At 72.8% G+C, this 15,587-nt stretch carries 16 protein-coding genes and 1 tRNA gene; 7 read left to right on the forward strand and 10 right to left on the reverse strand.

Annotation, left to right across the window (positions count from 1 at the left end; translation table 11 throughout):
- Positions 1-153: 153 nt before the first annotated feature.
- The 6 genes from ACZ6A9_RS00860 to ACZ6A9_RS00885 form a co-directional block, all read right to left on the reverse strand.
- On the reverse strand, positions 154-1,491 hold the full coding sequence (locus ACZ6A9_RS00860) for an HD-GYP domain-containing protein (protein WP_468975999.1): 1,338 nt from the start codon (positions 1,489-1,491) through the stop codon (positions 154-156).
- Positions 1,395-2,777, reverse strand: coding sequence for an HD-GYP domain-containing protein (locus tag ACZ6A9_RS00865; RefSeq protein ID WP_468976002.1), 1,383 nt, complete (start codon positions 2,775-2,777; stop codon positions 1,395-1,397). Before ACZ6A9_RS00865 ends, ACZ6A9_RS00860 begins: the two co-directional genes overlap by 97 nt.
- Before the next feature lie 127 nt (positions 2,778-2,904).
- Positions 2,905-3,207, reverse strand: coding sequence for a mycothiol system anti-sigma-R factor (gene rsrA / locus ACZ6A9_RS00870; RefSeq protein ID WP_468976004.1), 303 nt, complete (start codon positions 3,205-3,207; stop codon positions 2,905-2,907).
- On the reverse strand, positions 3,204-3,890 hold the full coding sequence (gene sigR / locus ACZ6A9_RS00875; RefSeq protein ID WP_468977907.1) for an RNA polymerase sigma factor SigR: 687 nt from the start codon (positions 3,888-3,890) through the stop codon (positions 3,204-3,206). The genes rsrA and sigR overlap by 4 nt, the downstream gene beginning before the upstream one ends.
- Positions 3,891-4,145: 255 nt before the next feature.
- The gene (locus tag ACZ6A9_RS00880; protein WP_468976007.1) at positions 4,146-4,805 is read right to left on the reverse strand and encodes an alpha/beta hydrolase family protein; all 660 of its coding nucleotides are present in this window, start codon (positions 4,803-4,805) and stop codon (positions 4,146-4,148) included.
- 1 nt (position 4,806) lies between these two features.
- Positions 4,807-5,622: an SOS response-associated peptidase gene (locus tag ACZ6A9_RS00885; protein ID WP_468976009.1), complete on the reverse strand. Its 816-nt coding sequence runs from the start codon at positions 5,620-5,622 to the stop codon at positions 4,807-4,809.
- Between the two features lie 60 nt (positions 5,623-5,682).
- Between ACZ6A9_RS00885 and ACZ6A9_RS00890 the strand changes: the two genes are divergently transcribed.
- The 4 genes from ACZ6A9_RS00890 to ACZ6A9_RS00905 all read left to right on the forward strand — a co-directional run bounded on the left by ACZ6A9_RS00890 (position 5,683) and on the right by ACZ6A9_RS00905 (position 9,269).
- On the forward strand, positions 5,683-6,405 hold the full coding sequence (locus ACZ6A9_RS00890) for a M50 family metallopeptidase (protein ID WP_468976012.1): 723 nt from the start codon (positions 5,683-5,685) through the stop codon (positions 6,403-6,405).
- Positions 6,406-6,491: 86 nt separating this feature from the next.
- Positions 6,492-7,808, forward strand: a complete 1,317-nt coding sequence (gene aroA / locus ACZ6A9_RS00895; RefSeq protein ID WP_468976014.1) for a 3-phosphoshikimate 1-carboxyvinyltransferase — start codon at positions 6,492-6,494, stop codon at positions 7,806-7,808.
- 9 nt (positions 7,809-7,817) lie between these two features.
- A complete protein-coding gene (gene rsgA / locus ACZ6A9_RS00900) occupies positions 7,818-8,828 on the forward strand; it encodes a ribosome small subunit-dependent GTPase A (protein ID WP_468976017.1) in 1,011 nt (336 codons plus the stop codon).
- A 117-nt stretch (positions 8,829-8,945) separates the two neighbouring features.
- Entirely contained in the window at positions 8,946-9,269 is a 324-nt protein-coding gene (locus ACZ6A9_RS00905) for a DMT family transporter (protein WP_125504317.1), read from the forward strand.
- 5 nt (positions 9,270-9,274) lie between these two features.
- On the opposite strand, the gene ACZ6A9_RS00910 is transcribed toward ACZ6A9_RS00905, so the two are convergent.
- Positions 9,275-9,883, reverse strand: coding sequence for a TetR/AcrR family transcriptional regulator (locus tag ACZ6A9_RS00910; protein ID WP_468976020.1), 609 nt, complete (start codon positions 9,881-9,883; stop codon positions 9,275-9,277).
- Positions 9,884-10,011: 128 nt separating this feature from the next.
- Here ACZ6A9_RS00910 and hisN point away from each other — a divergent pair, with 128 nt between their 5' ends.
- Entirely contained in the window at positions 10,012-10,812 is an 801-nt protein-coding gene (gene hisN / locus ACZ6A9_RS00915; protein ID WP_468976023.1) for a histidinol-phosphatase, read from the forward strand.
- A gap of 170 nt (positions 10,813-10,982) precedes the next feature.
- The gene (locus ACZ6A9_RS00920) at positions 10,983-11,384 is read left to right on the forward strand and encodes a CBS domain-containing protein (protein WP_468976026.1); all 402 of its coding nucleotides are present in this window, start codon (positions 10,983-10,985) and stop codon (positions 11,382-11,384) included.
- A gap of 70 nt (positions 11,385-11,454) precedes the next feature.
- Here the strand turns inward: ACZ6A9_RS00920 and ACZ6A9_RS00925 are convergent, their stop codons facing one another.
- Positions 11,455-12,906 carry a catalase gene (locus tag ACZ6A9_RS00925; protein ID WP_468976029.1) on the reverse strand — a complete coding sequence of 484 codons (1,452 nt, stop codon included), beginning with the start codon at positions 12,904-12,906 and terminating at the stop codon, positions 11,455-11,457.
- 144 nt (positions 12,907-13,050) lie between these two features.
- On the opposite strand from ACZ6A9_RS00925, the gene ACZ6A9_RS00930 reads away from it, so the two are divergent.
- A complete protein-coding gene (locus tag ACZ6A9_RS00930; protein ID WP_467087860.1) occupies positions 13,051-13,467 on the forward strand; it encodes a Fur family transcriptional regulator in 417 nt (138 codons plus the stop codon).
- A gap of 106 nt (positions 13,468-13,573) precedes the next feature.
- On the opposite strand, the gene ACZ6A9_RS00935 is transcribed toward ACZ6A9_RS00930, so the two are convergent.
- Positions 13,574-13,647 (reverse strand) — tRNA-Met (locus tag ACZ6A9_RS00935).
- Positions 13,648-13,713: 66 nt separating this feature from the next.
- Positions 13,714-15,525, reverse strand: coding sequence for a tetratricopeptide repeat protein (locus tag ACZ6A9_RS00940; RefSeq protein ID WP_468976033.1), 1,812 nt, complete (start codon positions 15,523-15,525; stop codon positions 13,714-13,716).
- Between the last annotated feature and the right edge of the window lie 62 nt (positions 15,526-15,587).

Consider the following 15,587-nt stretch of genomic DNA (forward strand, 5'->3'; position numbering starts at 1 on the left):
CCCGCCTGCCAGTTCCGTTCGGTGGGCCGGCTGTTTCGATCCGCGCCCCCGGACACCCTCTCCTTCGCATCCAACCACGTACGGCCTCGAGGACGCTCATTACCCATGGGTTACCCAGCCTCGCACGGGGTCAGACAGCCGTGCTCGCGGCTCTCACCACGAGCGGTCCGGGTACGCACGCGCCTCCTCCGTCTTCCGTGACAGGACTCGCGCCAAGGCGTCGACGACCTCCGGCGCGTACTCCCCGGCGGCGAGCCTCAGGTCCTCCAGCGCGGTCAGCGGCCCGCCGGGACCTCCTTCCCGGGACTTCTCCTCGTACGCGTTCACCACCCGGACGATCCGCGCGGCGAGCGGTTGCTCCCCGTGCGGATCGGCCTGACGTTCGACGATCCGGGCCACCCGGGGGTCGACCCCGGTCTGGCGTACGACCGCGCCGCCGAGCAGGGCGATCCGCCGCTGTTCGGTGACCGGCAGCATGGCGGTGGCACCGGCCGGGACCGGGTCGACGAGGCTGAGCTGGCCGATGTCGTGCATCAGTGCCGCGTGCTCCAGGACGATCAGTTCGGGTTCGGTCAGTCCGAGGTCCCGGCCCACCGCCCGGCTGAGGGCGGCGACCCGGCGGGCGTGCCCGACGGGGGTGTATCCGGCGATCTCGGTGGCGCGCGCGAGAGAGGCGATGGTCTGCCGGTAGGTGGCGCGCACGGCGGCGTACCGCCGGTAGGACAGCTGCGCGAGCAGCAGGGGGACGGAGAAGACCGGCAGCGCCCACAGCCCGACGACCGCGACCCCGAGGGCCATCACCGCGCCGGTGGCGATGACGGCCGCCCCGATGCCGGGAACGGCCCGCAACTCGTCGCGGAGCATCGGCAGGAAGGGCCAGCCGGTGCGGGAGCGGGCGAGCGCGGCGGCGAGCACGGCGTCGCACAGCGCGGAGAGGGACAGCAGGGCGAGCAGCAGCAGCGCGTGCGCCGGCCCGCCCCAGTCGTCGAACACGCCCCTGCCGGAGAGGGGCTGGAAGCACACGGCGACGAAGCCGACGGTCAGGACCCGGCGGGCCGGCGCGTCGAGGGCGGGCCCCTCGCCGCGCCCGACGTGCGGCACGCTGCCCAGCAGCGACGCGGCGAGCACCACGGTGACGACCTGGGCGACACCGGGCTGGGCCGGGCGTCCGGCGATCTCCCCCAGCAGCGCGTACGACAGCGATCCGGCGGCGGCGAGCGGCGCGGCCTGACGGATCAGCGTCCCGCCCCGCCGGGTGAGCTCGCCGACGGTGACGAGCACCCCGAAGGCCAGGGCGGCGCCCCGGTCCCCGATGCCGTGGTGGAGGGTGCTGCCGAGGCACCCCGCGGCGAGGACGGCGGCGCAGACGTGCAGGACGGTGTGCGGGCGGGGCCTCACCGCCGCGCCCCGGGCCGGTCGGTGAGGCTCCGGGCGGCGGGACCGGGCACGGGGGTGGTGCGGGCCTCGTCGGCGGTCACCGCGGGGTGCCATCCCGTCCGGCCGACGGCCCGGACCAGCGCGCCCACCATCCGCGGGTCGAAGTGGGTGCCCGCGCACCGGCGGAGCTCCTCCAGCGCGGCCGGGACGGGCCGTGCCCTGCTGTAGGAACGGGTGGAGGTCATCGCGTCGAAGGCGTCGGCGACGGCGACCACCCGCGCGGACTCGGGGATCTGACCGCCCGCCAGCCCGTAGGGGTAGCCGGATCCGTCGAGGCGCTCGTGGTGGTGCAGCACCGCCGCGCGGGCCTCGCCGAGGAAAGAGATCCCCCGCACCATCTCGTGACCGTACTCGGGGTGCAGTTCGATCACCCGGCGCTCCTCGGGGGTCAGCGGGCCGTCCTTGGTGAGCAGCCGGGTGGGTACGCCGAGCTTGCCGACGTCGTGCAGGATGCCCGCGAAGCGCAGCACCTCGACGCGTTCGTCGTCCAGGCCGAGTTCCCGCGCGATCATCGTGGACGCCCGTCCGACACGTTCGCTGTGCCCGCGCGTGTAGCCGTCCTTGATGTCGACGGCCTGGACGAGCGCGCGGATGGTGGCCTGGTGGGCGGCCCGCTCACGGTGCGCCTGGGCGAACGCCCACCAGGAGACGCCCATCGGCAGCAGCACCAGCAGCGCGGCCACGGGGCCGTACGTACTGCGCCACAGCAGCGCCATCATCAGCCCGGCGAGACCGTGGACGGCGAGTGGTGCCAGGCACCTCAGGAACCGCCGCGCCCCCTCGGCGGCGGCCGCCGTCCGTCCTGCGCGCGGGGACGAGCCGGCCGGAGGGGCGGGGATGCCGCCGTCGAGCAGGGTGAGCACCAGGCAGAACGCCAGGACGGCGGCACCGGCCGCCGCGAGCGCGCCCGGTACGTCACAGTCCGCGACGGCACCCCGGCCACCGGCCGTCAGATGGGTCAGGCTCGCGGCCCACACCGCGAGCACCAGCCGGCCGGCCCGCCACAGCCTGCGCACCCGGCGGGGCCGCTGCTCCACGGGAAGCAGCAGCGCCCCGGGCAGCGCGACCAGCGCCGCGGCCTGCGGCGGCAGCAGGAAGGCCCCGGCGAGCAGGACGGGGTGGAAGATGCCGCCCGGGTACGGGGCGGCGACCAGCCGCGAGCGGGCGACGCGCTCGCATACGGCGTACAGCGCGGCGAGCAGGACGACCGGCGTCCAGGGGACCCGGGTGCCGGGCGGGAGTTCCGGTGACGGGAGCACCGGGAGGGGGAGCAGACAGAGCAGGGCCAGCAGGATGACACCGGCGACATGCGCCCGGGCCCGTGCCGGTAACGCCTCCATGAGCCCCTCCCCCGACCGTGCCCGCGAGTGTCCGCCAGGCTCTGGAGCCTAGGGCGGCGAGGGGTGCCTCCACGGGCCGATAACCCGCGGATTAGCACGTACGAGTGACACGGGGGCCGGCAGGAGGTCAGGACTCCTGCGGGGCGGCCGTGACGTCCTGGTCGGGGACGCTCTGGCCGGAGCGGATCAGGTCGATCCGGCCCATCACCTTCGAGCGCAGGTCACCGGGCACGTCGTCCTGTCCGCAGCAGCGCTTGACCAGCTTCTTCACGGCCTGCTCGAGCCCGTACTTCTCCAGGCACGGCGAGCATTCCTCGAAGTGGTGCTCGAACTTCACACAGTCGGAATCCGGCATCTCACGGTCGAGGAACTCGTAGAGATGATCGAGGATCTCGCTGCAATCCGTCTCGTGCGGCTCTCCGCAGCTCATGACCCCGAGCCTTTCGCTTCGTTCGACTCTCCGGCGCCGGCCGGGACCAGTCCGCGCTCACGCGCGTAGTCCTCGAGCATGCCGCGCAGCTGGCGGCGCCCCCGGTGCAGCCGGGACATCACCGTACCGATGGGTGTCCCCATGATGTCGGCGATCTCCTTGTAGGCAAAGCCCTCGACATCGGCGAGATACACCGCGATGCGGAACTCCTCGGGGATCGCCTGGAGCGCTTCCTTGACGTCCGAGTCGGGCAGGTGGTCCAGCGCCTGCGACTCGGCCGAACGCAGACCGGTCGACATGTGCGACTCGGCGCGCGCGAGCTGCCAGTCCTCGATCTCCTCGGCCGCGCTGCGCTGCGGTTCGCGCTGCTTCTTGCGGTACGAGTTGATGAAGGTGTTGGTGAGGATCCGGTACAGCCACGCCTTGAGGTTGGTGCCTTCGCGGAACTGGTGGAAGGACGCGTAGGCCTTGGCGTACGTCTCCTGCACCAGGTCCTCGGCGTCCGCGGGGTTGCGCGTCATGCGCAGGGCCGCCGAGTACATCTGGTCGAGGAACTCGAGCGCGTCCCGCTCGAAGCGCGCGCTGCGCTCCCCGGCCGACTCCGCTCTCGCGCTGCCCCGGCCCTCGGGCGGCTCCGCCTGGCCGTGATCGGTCCCTGCGTCGGTACCGGGAACCGGACCCACCTCCTCAAGTGTCGTCGTGAGGCCGAGACCGGTCTCACCCGAAACGGAGGATAGACGACGATCCGGTCCGCCCGCCGCCCGAACAGGGGCGGTCTTCGCCGCGTGCAGCACCGTCCAGTCCAGGTCGGCGCGGGCACTGCGGCTCGGGCAGAACGTGGAACCCATGCGGCGGACTTCCTCTCCTACGACGGTGGTGCCGTCGACCGGCAGATACGTCCGTCCCAACAGCGGGGGCCACCCGGGCATTCCCGGAACTCAGCCGAGCGTGCCGGTCCACCGCACGACGGCGCCGGTGACGACCGCCACGGCCTCGTCCTGGGTGATGTCCGCCCGCTTGGGCACCGCGAGGCCGTGATCGCCGTGCGGGACCTCGACCAGTTCGTAAGCCCCCTCGGGGAACTCCCCGGGCCTGCCGAACGGGTCGTTGCCGCCCTGGACGACGAGCGTGGGCACACCCGCGCCCAGCAGCTCGTCGGCGCGGGACTTCTCCGGCCGGCCCGGTGGGTGCAGGGGGAAGCTCAGGGCGAGGACGGCACGGGCGCCGAGTTCCGTGGCGGTGCGGCAGGCGACGCGGGCGCCGGCGCTGCGCCCTCCGGAGATCACCGGCAGGCCCACAGCGGTCAGCGCGGGCCAGACGCCGCGCCAGCCGGTGTCCAGGGTCCTCGGGGCGGGGGCGACCTTCTTGCCGGCCACCCGCCAGGGCTGTTCGACGAGGGCGACGCTCACCCCGTGCGCGGGGAGCGCGGCGGCGAGCGCCCGGAGGTCCCGGGCCTCGATGCCGCCGCCGGCGCCGTGGCCCACGGCGAGGACCAGGCGGGCCCGGCCCCGGGCGCGGTGCCAGGTGATGCGGGCGGGGCCGGCGTCCGTCCCGACGGTCTCGGTCACGTCCGTCACGTCCGTGCTGTGGGGGGTCACGTCAGAAGAGTGTGCCCTCTTCCGGCCCTTCCAGCTCCTTCAGTAGCTCCGGTCCGTTGTTGCGGACGTTGCTGACCGCCGTGGCGACCGGGTAGGCGCGCATCAGGCCGGCGGGCGGCGGGGCGAGCAGCTCGCGCAGTTCGTCGACGCCGGTGCGGGCCGGGTCCAGCCAGGCGTCCCAGCGGTCCGGGGTGAGCATCAGCGGCATGCGCGGGTGGATGTCGGCCAGGGCGTGCGGCCCGTCCGCCGGTGACACCGCGAGCGGGCTGCTCTCCGCCTCGGTGGTGATCACCGAGCAGGTCGCCCACCAGGCCAGGGGGTGGTCGTCGGGCAGCGTCCGGTCCCGCCAGAACTCGTAGAGGCCGGCCATGGCGAACACGGAGCCGTCGGCCGGCGTGACGAAGTAGGGCTGCTTGCGGGGCCGTTTCTTCCTGCCCTCGGTCTCCAGGTCGCGCTCCTGCTTGCCGGTGACCCACTCGTAGTAGCCGTCGGCGGGCAGGATGCAGCGCCGGGAGGAGAAGGCGCGGCGGTAGGACGGCTTCTCGTGGACCGTCTCCGCGCGGGCGTTGATCATCCGGGCACCGCCCTCGGGGGTCTTGGCCCAGGAGGGCACCAGTCCCCATTTCAGCTTCCGCAGCTGCCGAACCGGGCGCGGGTCCGTCTCGTCCTTCAGGGCACGGTCGACGACCGCGTAGACCTCCTTGGTCGGCGCCACGTTGAAATCGGGCTCCAGGGCCTCCTCCGGCTCCCACTTCTCGATCTCGAAGATCCCCGCGAGGTCCTCGGGCCTGCGACTCGCTGCATACCGTCCGCACATACGTGCAACACTGCCAGACTCCGTACGCACACAGGGGGCGATCCGAAACACATGGAAAGCATGGTCAGCACCGCGTCCGCGTCGCTCGGCTCCCTCTGGGACGAGGTGTCCGGCACCCAGCCCGACCCGGACGCGTGGGTGGTCGTCGCCACCCTGGTCGCCGCGGCCGCGGTGGTCCTGCCCCCGGGGCTGTGGCGGCTGTCGCGCAACGCCATCACCATCGCGCACGAGGGCGGGCACGGGCTGGTGGCGCTGCTCACCGGCCGCACGCTGACGGGGATACGGCTGCACTCGGACACCAGCGGCCTGACCGTCAGCCGCGGCAAGCCGGACGGCATCGGCATGATCCTCACCGCCGCGGCCGGCTACACCGCTCCCCCGCTGCTGGGGCTGGGCGGCGCCGCGCTGCTGGGCGACGGGCGCATCACGCTGCTGCTGTGGCTGGCGACGGCGCTGCTGCTCGTGATGCTGGTGATGATCCGCAATGCCTACGGGGCGGTGTCGGTGCTGGTCACCGGTGGTACGTTCGTCCTGGTGTCCTGGCTGGCCGGGCCCCAGGTACAGGCGGCGTTCGCGTACGCGGTGGTGTGGTTCCTGCTGCTGGGCGGGGTGCGCCCGGCGTTCGAACTCCAGGCCAAGCGGGCCCGCGGGGGCGCGGGGGACTCGGACGCGGACCAGCTGTCCCGGCTGACGCACGTACCGGCGGGACTGTGGCTGTTCCTGTTCCACGCGGTGTCGCTGTGCGCGCTGCTGGGCGGGGGCAGGTGGCTGCTGGGGCTGTGACGCCGGGACCGGCCACCGGCACTCCCGGCGCACGGACGCGCAGGTGGCGGACGGCCGTGTCACCCCCCTCCTTATAGAGTGGCCCCATGGCCCCGAACCCCACGCACACCGCTCTCTGGCCCGCCCCGTACGCAAGCGGAGCCGTCGACGCGACGGTTCACGTGCCCGGGTCCAAGTCGGTCACCAACCGCGCCCTGGTGCTGGCCGCCCTCGCCTCCGAGCCGGGCTGGCTGCGCCGCCCGCTGCGCTCGCGCGACACCCTGCTGATGGCGGGCGCGCTGCGCGCCATGGGCGTCGAGATCGAGGAAGGCGTGGGCCCCGACGGCACCGGCGAGGCCTGGCGGGTGCTCCCCACCGGTCTGCACGGCCCGGCCACCGTCGACGTCGGCAACGCCGGCACGGTGATGCGGTTCCTGCCCCCGGTCGCCACGCTGGCCGACGGCCCGGTGCGCTTCGACGGGGATCCGCGCTCGTACGAGCGTCCGCTGAACGGAGTCATCGACGCGCTGCGCCGGCTGGGCGCGAGGATCGACGACGACGACCGCGGTGCGCTGCCGATGACGGTGCACGGCGGCGGTGCCCTGGACGGCGGCACGGTGGAGGTCGACGCCTCCTCGTCCTCCCAGTTCGTCAGCGCCCTGCTGCTGTCGGCGCCGCGGTTCAACCAGGGCGTGGAGGTGCGGCACACCGGGGCGACGCTGCCGTCCCTGCCGCACATCCGGATGACCGTCGACATGCTCCGCGCGGTGGGCGCGCAGGTGGACACCCCGGAGTCGGGCGGCGAGCCGAACGTGTGGCGGGTCACCCCGGGCGCCCTGCTGGGCCGGGACCTGACCGTGGAGCCGGACCTGTCCAACGCCCAGCCGTTCCTGGCGGCGGCGCTGGTGACCGGCGGCAGGGTGGTCGTACCGGACTGGCCGGCCCGTACCACCCAGCCCGGTGACCGGCTGCGGGAGATCTTCACCGAGATGGGCGGCTCCTGCGAGCTGACCGAGTACGGGCTGGTGTTCACCGGCTCGGGTTCGGTCCACGGCATCGACGTGGACCTCGGTGAGGTGGGCGAGCTGACGCCGGGCATCGCGGCCGTGGCGGCCCTCGCCGACTCCCCGTCCACCCTGCGGGGCGTGGCCCATCTGCGGCTGCACGAGACGGACCGGCTGGCCGCGCTCACCAAGGAGATCAACGAGCTCGGCGGCGACGTCACCGAGACCGCCGACGGTCTGCACATCCGCCCGCGCCGGCTGCACGGCGGCGTCTTCCACACCTACGAGGACCACCGCATGGCCACCGCCGGTGCGATCATCGGCCTCGCGGTCGAGGGCGTGCAGATCGAGAACGTGGCCACCACGGCGAAGACCCTGCCGGACTTCCCCGATCTGTGGACCGGGATGCTCGGGGCGTAGGGGTCCGTCATGCGCCGCTACGGCAAGCACACCGACGAGGACGACATCCGCTCGCGCCCCAACCGCAAGGGCAACCGGCCGCGCACCCACACCCGGCCCAAGCACGAGGACGCCGCCGAGGGCCTGGTCCTCACCGTGGACCGGGGCCGGCTGACCTGCCTCGTCGACGACCGCGTCGTGCTGGCGATGAAGGCCCGCGAGCTGGGCCGCAAGGCGGCGGTGGTCGGCGACCGGGTGGCGATCGTGGGCGACCTGTCCGGGAAGAAGGACACCCTCGCGCGGATCGTGCGGATCGCGGAGCGGACCTCGGTCCTGCGCCGTACCGCCGACGACGACGACCCCTACGAGCGGGTGGTCGTGGCCAACGCCGACCAGCTCGCCGTGGTCACCGCGCTCGCGGATCCCGAGCCCCGCCCGCGGCTGATCGACCGCTGTCTGGTCGCGGCGTACGACGGCGGTCTGGAGCCGCTGCTGGTGCTGACCAAGTCGGACCTGGCGCCGGCCGACAAGCTGCTGGAGCTGTACGGCGACCTCGACATCCCGTACGTCGTCACCAGCCGCGCGGAGCTGGAGAGCGGTGAGGCCGCGGACCGGGTGCGCGAGCAACTGGACGGCCGGATCACCGCGTTCGTGGGGCACTCCGGGGTCGGCAAGACGACGCTGGTCAACGCGCTGGTACCCGAGGAGCGGCGGCGTACGACCGGGCACGTCAACGCGGTGACGGGGCGGGGGCGGCACACGACGACCTCCGCTCTGGCGCTGCCGCTGGCGGGCGCCGGGGGGTGGGTGATCGACACCCCCGGGGTGCGGTCCTTCGGACTCGCCCATGTCGACCCCTCCCGGGTCATCCACGCCTTCCCCGACCTGGAGCCGGGCACCGAGGGCTGTCCTCGCGCGTGCGGTCACGACGAGCCGGACTGCGCGCTGGACGCCTGGGTGGCCGAGGGGCACGCCGATCCGGCGCGGCTGTACTCACTGCGGCGGCTGCTGGCGACACGCGAGCACACCGAAGGCGACTGACCTTCGCGTGTTTGCCGTGGTGTGCGGACGGTAAGTGCATAATCGCACCGAGCCGGACCCGAACCTGCCGAACCTGGCGAAGCGGTCACCGTACGTGGGAATGCGGGAGGACGACACATGGCGTGGCTGCTGGTCATCGTGGCCGGGTTGCTCGAGACCGGTTTCGCCGTGTGCCTGAAGCTGTCGCACGGGTTCACGCGGCTGTGGCCGACCGTCGCCTTCTGCGCGTTCGCGCTGGGCAGCTTCGGGCTGCTGACCCTGGCGTTGAAGAAGCTGGACGTCGGTCCCGCGTACGCGGTGTGGACGGGCATCGGGGCCGCGGGGACGGCCATCTACGGGATGGTGTTCCTCGGGGACCTGGTGTCGACGCTGAAGATCGTGTCGATCACGCTGGTGATCGTCGGGGTGATCGGGCTGCAGCTCTCGGGGTCCGCTCACTGAGGCGTTCAGGGCACCGGCTGCCGGTGCAGGGCGCCGCGGACCAGGTCGGCGACATTGTCGTCGGCCGGTGGGGCGGCGACGCAGGACAGGGCGAGCCGGATGACGAGCTCGCAGGAGCGGGCGGGTTCGGCGGTGTCGCTCCTCGGAACGCCGGGCCCCGCGATCACGGCCGCGGCGCGGTCACGGACGAGGGCGACGAAGCCGGCGGGTGAGGGCAACGGGCCGTCGGCACGGCGCTGGGCGGGAACGGCGGAGCCGGACGGTACGGCCGGGAGTGCCGGCGCGGGCAGGCGTTCGCCCCAGAACCCGGTGAGCATGGCACGGACCAGGGCGTTGCCGCGGGCGCTGGAGACGGTCCACTCGGCGACCGCGGCCAGCCGGTCGCGCGGGTCGGCGTGCGCGGCGAGGGCGCGGTCGACGCCGGCGAGGTAGCCGTCGGCCTCCCTGCGGACGAGGGCCCGGGCGAGGCCGTCCTTGCTGCCGAACTCGTTGTAGAGCGTCTGCCGGGAGACACCGGCCGCGGCGGCCACGTCCACCATCCGCACCGCGGACCACGGCCGGCGGGCCAGTGCCGTGCAGGCGGCGTCCAGCAGGGATTCCCGCGCTGCGGGCATCGTGGCCTCCCTCGGGGCGAGCGGCCGGTCCTGCGGTTCAGATTTGACGCGCCGTCGAGCACTGTCAAGGGTTCTCGGAGCAGGCCCCCGGTGGCCCCGCGGCCACCTCGGCGGATACCGTTCGTCGCATGCCCGACTACCTCGACGACCTGCGTCTCGCCCATGTCCTCGCGGACGCCGCCGACGCCGCGACGATGGACCGGTTCAAGGCCCTCGACCTCAAGGTGGAGACCAAACCGGACATGACTCCGGTGAGCGAGGCGGACAAGGCGGCGGAAGAGCTCATCCGCGGCCAGCTGCAGCGCGCCCGCCCGAGGGACGCGGTCCTGGGCGAGGAGTACGGCGTCGAGGGCACGGGGCCGCGGCGCTGGGTGATCGACCCGATCGACGGCACCAAGAACTACGTCCGCGGCGTGCCCGTGTGGGCGACGCTGATCTCCCTGATGGAGGCCGGCGAGGGGGGCTTCCAGCCGGTCGTGGGAGTCGTGTCCGCACCTGCCCTGGGCCGCCGCTGGTGGGCCGCGCGCGGGCACGGCGCCTACGCGGGCCGCAGTCTGTCGTCGGCCTCCCGGCTGCGGGTGTCCCGCGTCGCCGAGCTCTCCGACGCCTCCTTCGCGTACTCCTCGATCAGTGGCTGGGAGGAGCAGGGCCGCCTCGACGGCTTCCTCGACCTCACCCGTGAGGTGTGGCGCACCCGCGCGTACGGGGACTTCTGGCCGTACATGATGGTCGCCGAGGGTTCGGTGGACCTGTGCGCCGAACCGGAGCTGTCGCTGTGGGACATGGCGGCCACCGCGATCGTGGTGACGGAGGCCGGCGGTTCGTTCACGGGCCTCGACGGCCGTCCCGGGCCGCACAGCGGCAACGCGGCGGCGTCGAACGGGCTGCTGCACGACGAGCTGCTGGGGTATCTCAACCAGCGCTACTGACGGATCGCAGGGGGCGGCACGCGCCCCCGACTCGCGGCACGCGCCCTCTTGTTGACCCCCGCTTTGCCTGCCACTCTGAGAGTCCCCCCACTTGTGAACTTGTGAAATCGCGAACGAGCGGGCGATCTCGCCCGTGAGCTCGCGTTTTCCGGTAGGAGGTGGCTCCATCCATGCTCGTCCATGACGCCATGAGCACCGTGGTCCTCACCATCGGCCCCGCCCACACACTCCGCCAGGCCGCCGCCCTGATGTCCGCCCGCCGGGTGGGCGCGGCCGTGGTCCACGACCCCGACGGCACCGGCATCGGCATCCTGACCGAGCGCGACATCCTCAACTCGCTCGGGCTGGGCCAGGACCCGGACACCGAGCGCGCCCACGCCCACACCACCACCGACGTCGTCTTCGCCACCCCGGCCTGGACCCTGGAGGAGGCCGCCGTCGCCATGAGTCACGGCGGGTTCCGTCACCTGATCGTCCTCGACCGGGGCGAGCCCGCGGGCATCGTCTCGGTCCGCGACATCATCCGCTGCTGGGCACCCCTGCGGCAGCGGGCCCTGCACGTACCGGCGTAGCGAACGGGGAACGGGCCGGACCCCCGAAGGGAGTCCGGCCCGTCGATCGGCAAGCGGTCCAGCGCTGGAATCAGCCGCGCAGGGCCTGCACCGCGGCCTCCAGCCGCTTGCCGAAGTCCTCGTCCGCCTGGCGGAAGTTGTTGATCGCGCGGGCGGCGATCTCGTCACGGGTGACGCCGGAGATGGCGTTCGCCAGGTTGTCGACCAGGCGCCCCTTCTCCTCCTCCGTCATCAGGCGGTACAGGTTGCCCGCCTGGACGAAGTCGTTGTCCTCGGCGTGGACGGGCGTGACCGTCTCACCGGTGACTCCGGTGACCGGGATCGGCTGCCACAGCGCACGGCCGGTCTGGGTGGGGCCGCCGAAGCTGTTCGGCTCGTAGTTCTTCGCGCCCTTGTGGCGGCCGTCGTACAGGTAGCCGTCACGGGAGTGGGTGCGCGCCTCGGTGGCGTGCGGGCGGTTCACCGGCAGCTGGTCGGCGTTGATGCCGACGCGGTAGCGGTGGGCGTCGCCGTAGCCGAAGAGGCGGCCCTGGAGCATCTTGTCCGGGGAGGGACCGATGCCCGGCACGAAGTGGGCGGGGCTGAAGATGGACTGCTCGACCTCGGCGAAGATGTTCTCCGGGTTGCGGTTGAGCTCCAGCTTGCCGAACTCGATCAGCGGGTAGTCCGCGTGCGGCCAGACCTTGGTCAGGTCGAACGGGTTGAAGCGGTACGTGGCCGCCTCGGCCGCCGGCATGACCTGGACGTAGACGGTCCAGGACGGGAACTCGCCGCGCTCGATGGCCTCGCGCAGGTCCCGCTGGTGGGAGTCGGGGTCCTTGCCCGCGAGGATCTCGGCCTCCTCGGCGGTCAGGTTCTTGATGCCCTGGTCCGTCTTGAAGTGGTACTTGACCCAGAAGACCTCGCCGGCCTCGTTGTTCCACTGGAAGGTGTGCGAGCCGAAGCCGTCCATGTGGCGGTAGGACGCCGGGATGCCGCGGTCACCGAACAGCCAGGTCACCTGGTGCGTGGACTCGGGCGACAGGCCCCAGAAGTCGAAGACGTTGTCCGCCTCCTGCGAGCCGGTGTACGGGTCGCGCTTCTGGGTGTGGATGAAGTCGGGGAACTTGATCGCGTCGCGGATGAAGAACACCGGGGTGTTGTTGCCGACGAGGTCGTAGTTGCCCTCCTCGGTGTAGAACTTCAGCGCGAAACCGCGGGGGTCGCGCACGGCGTCCGGGGCACCCAGGTTGCCCGCCACCGTGGAGAAGCGCAGGAAGACCTCGGTCTCCTTGCCGACCTCGGAGAGGAACTTGGCGCGCGTGTACCGCGTGACGTCGGCGGTCACCGTGAAGGTGCCGTAGGCACCGGCGCCGCGGGCGTGCACCACACGCTCCGGGATGCGCTCACGGTTGAAGTGGGCCAGCTTCTCCAGGAGGAGCTGGTCCTGCACGAGGACCGGGCCACCGACGCCCGCGGTCTCGCTGTTCTGGTTGTCGGCAACCGGAGCACCGGCCTCCGTAGTAAGCGGTCCCTGCGTCACGTACGCCTCCTGCGTCATTTGCTGACCAACCTGTCCCTTGGCTAAAGCCGAGCTCGATCCTACAATGGACAATGTCTAAGTCAAGTAAAGCTCCAAAGTCACACCCATTCGGGACCCGATCCCCCTGCTGTTAGGCTGGTGCCTATGAGTGACCTTCTGGAACGGCTCCGTGGACGTGGATGGCGGATGACCGCACAGCGCCGTGTCGTGGCCGAGGTCCTCGACGGCGAACACGTCCACCTGACGGCCGACGAGGTGCACGCCAGGGCTGTCACCAAGCTGCCCGAGATCTCCCGGGCGACCGTCTACAACACGCTGGGCGAGCTGGTCTCGCTCGGCGAGGTGGTCGAGGTCGCCACGGACAAGCGGGCCAAGCGGTACGACCCCAACGCCCACCGGCCGCACCACCACCTGGTGTGCGCGCAGTGCGGGGCGATCCGCGACGTCCACCCGACCGGCAATCCGCTGGCGGACCTGCCGGACACCGAGCGCTTCGGCTTCACGGTCTCCGGTGTGGAAGTGACCTACCGCGGCGTCTGCCCGAACTGCGCGGCGGCGTAGACGCCGACCGCGCACGCATACGACGAGAGCCCCGGCACTGACCAGTGCCGGGGCTCGAACGATCGAGGGCCGGAATCCTGATCGGATTCCGGCCCTCGACCTTCAGTAGCGGGGACAGGATTTGAACCTGCGACCTCTGGGTTATGAGCCCAGCGAGCTACCGAGCTGCTCCACCCCGCGGCGATGAGTGAAACACTACGTCAAGGCCACCGGCGGAAGCAAATCCGTTCCCCGCGCGAGCGCAGCTCACGCCGACAGTTCCTCGCGCAGTGCGTCCCGCAGCCGCGTGGCGCGCTCCGCCACCGCCGTCGGCCCGAGCGCCACCGCGCGGTCGGCCCACCGCTGCCCCTCGGCCAGCTCACCCCTCCGGGCGTACACCAGCGCGAGCCGCAACGCCGCACGCCCATGGCCCGCGTCCGCCGCCCGCGTCCACCACACCGCCGCCTCGGGCTCGCTCCCCTCCCGCGCCAGCAGCAGCCCCAGATTGAACGCCCCGTTCCGCGACCCGGCCTCCGCCGCCTCCCGGTACCACCGGGCCGCCTCGACCACGTCTCCCCGCGCCGCGGCCAGCATGCCCACCCGCACCTGGGCCCGCCGGTGCCCCTGGGAGGCCGCCCGCTCGTACCACTCCTCGCACTCACTGCGCCGGTGCACCGGTTCCCCCAGCTCGTGCGCGGGCTCCGGCGGCCGGCGGGCGTCCAGCACCGTCGCCAGCCGGTAAGCGGCCTCAGCGCTGCCGCCGCCCGCGGCGCACCGCAGGAATCTCTCCGCCTCGCTCTCGTCGCCGTCCCTCAGTCGCGCCATGCCGACCTGGAGCGCCGCCTCGGTGTGCCCGGCGGCCGCCGCCCGCTCGTACCAGCGCAGCGCGGCCTGCTCCTCGCCCCGGCCGGCGTGCAGGATGCCCAGGTTGAAGGCGGCGTCGACGCTGCCGGCCTCCGCGGCCTTGGAGAACCACGGCTCCGCGCCGGTCTCGTCCCCGGCCCGCAGCAGCAGGATCGCCAGCGCGTTCGCCGCTTCGCGGTGACCGGCGTAGGCGGCCCGGCGGTACCACTGCTCGGCGGGGCCGGTCCGCCCCTGGTCGGCACAGAGCAGCCCGAGGTTGTACGCGCCGTTGATGTCGCCGGCGTCCATCGCGGCCCGGTACCAGCGCTCGGCGGTCTGGGTCTCGCCCCGCTCGGCGTGCAGGGCGCCCAGGGCGTTGGCGGCGTTGCCGTCGCCGTCCTGCGCGGCGCGCAGCCACCACACGGCGGCGTTCTCGGTGTCGCCGGCGTCACGCAGCAGGAAACCGAGCGCGCACGCGGCCCGGGCCTCCCCGTCCTTGGCGGAGGTCAGGTACCAGCGGCCGGCCTCCTTGAGCTCGCCGCGCTTCTCCAGGATCGCCCCGAGGTGCAGCGCGGCCCGGCGGTGTCCGCGTGCGGCAGCCTGCCGGTACCACTGCTCGGCCTCCTCGACCGGCGCGGCGCCGTCGTCGCCGGACTCCCGCGCGGCCCGGCGGTCCAGGGCGCGGGCCAGCCGGTACGCCCCCTCCCGGTGCCCCCGTTCGGCGGCGGCCCGCATCCAGCGCTCGGCCCCCGCGGTGTCCCCGCGGTGTTCCAGCAGGTCGGCCAGGGCGTAGGCGCCGAGGGCGTGCCCCTGCTCGGCGGCCTGCCTGAGCCAGTACTCGGCGGCGGGCTCGTCACCGCGCTCGCGGTGGTGACGGCCGAGCGCGTGGGCCGCCGCGGTGGAACCGGCGACGGCGGCGATCCGCCACCATCCCGCGGCCTCGTCGGGGTAACCCCGCTGGTGCAGCAGGACGCCCAGGTTGTTGGCGGCGGCGCGGTCGCCCGCCGTGGTGGCGGCACGCAGATGGGGTTCGGCTCCGTCGAGGTCACCGCGGCGCAGCAGCATGGCGCCGAGCACGCTCATCGCCTCGACGTCACCGGCCTCGGCGGCGATCCGCCGGCGCAGCTCCTCCGCCGCCACGTCGGCGGCTTCGCCGTCGCGAGGTTCCTCCCGAGGGAGGGACTGCACAAATCGTCCTGACTCGAACAGAGTTGCCTTGTCCCCCATACCATCCATCGTCGCACCACCTGCAACCTGGGTACACCTGGTATACCGCAGTCAGTGAGGTCACTACAGCG

It is taken from the genome of Streptomyces sp. NPDC041124 (assembly GCF_055592385.1).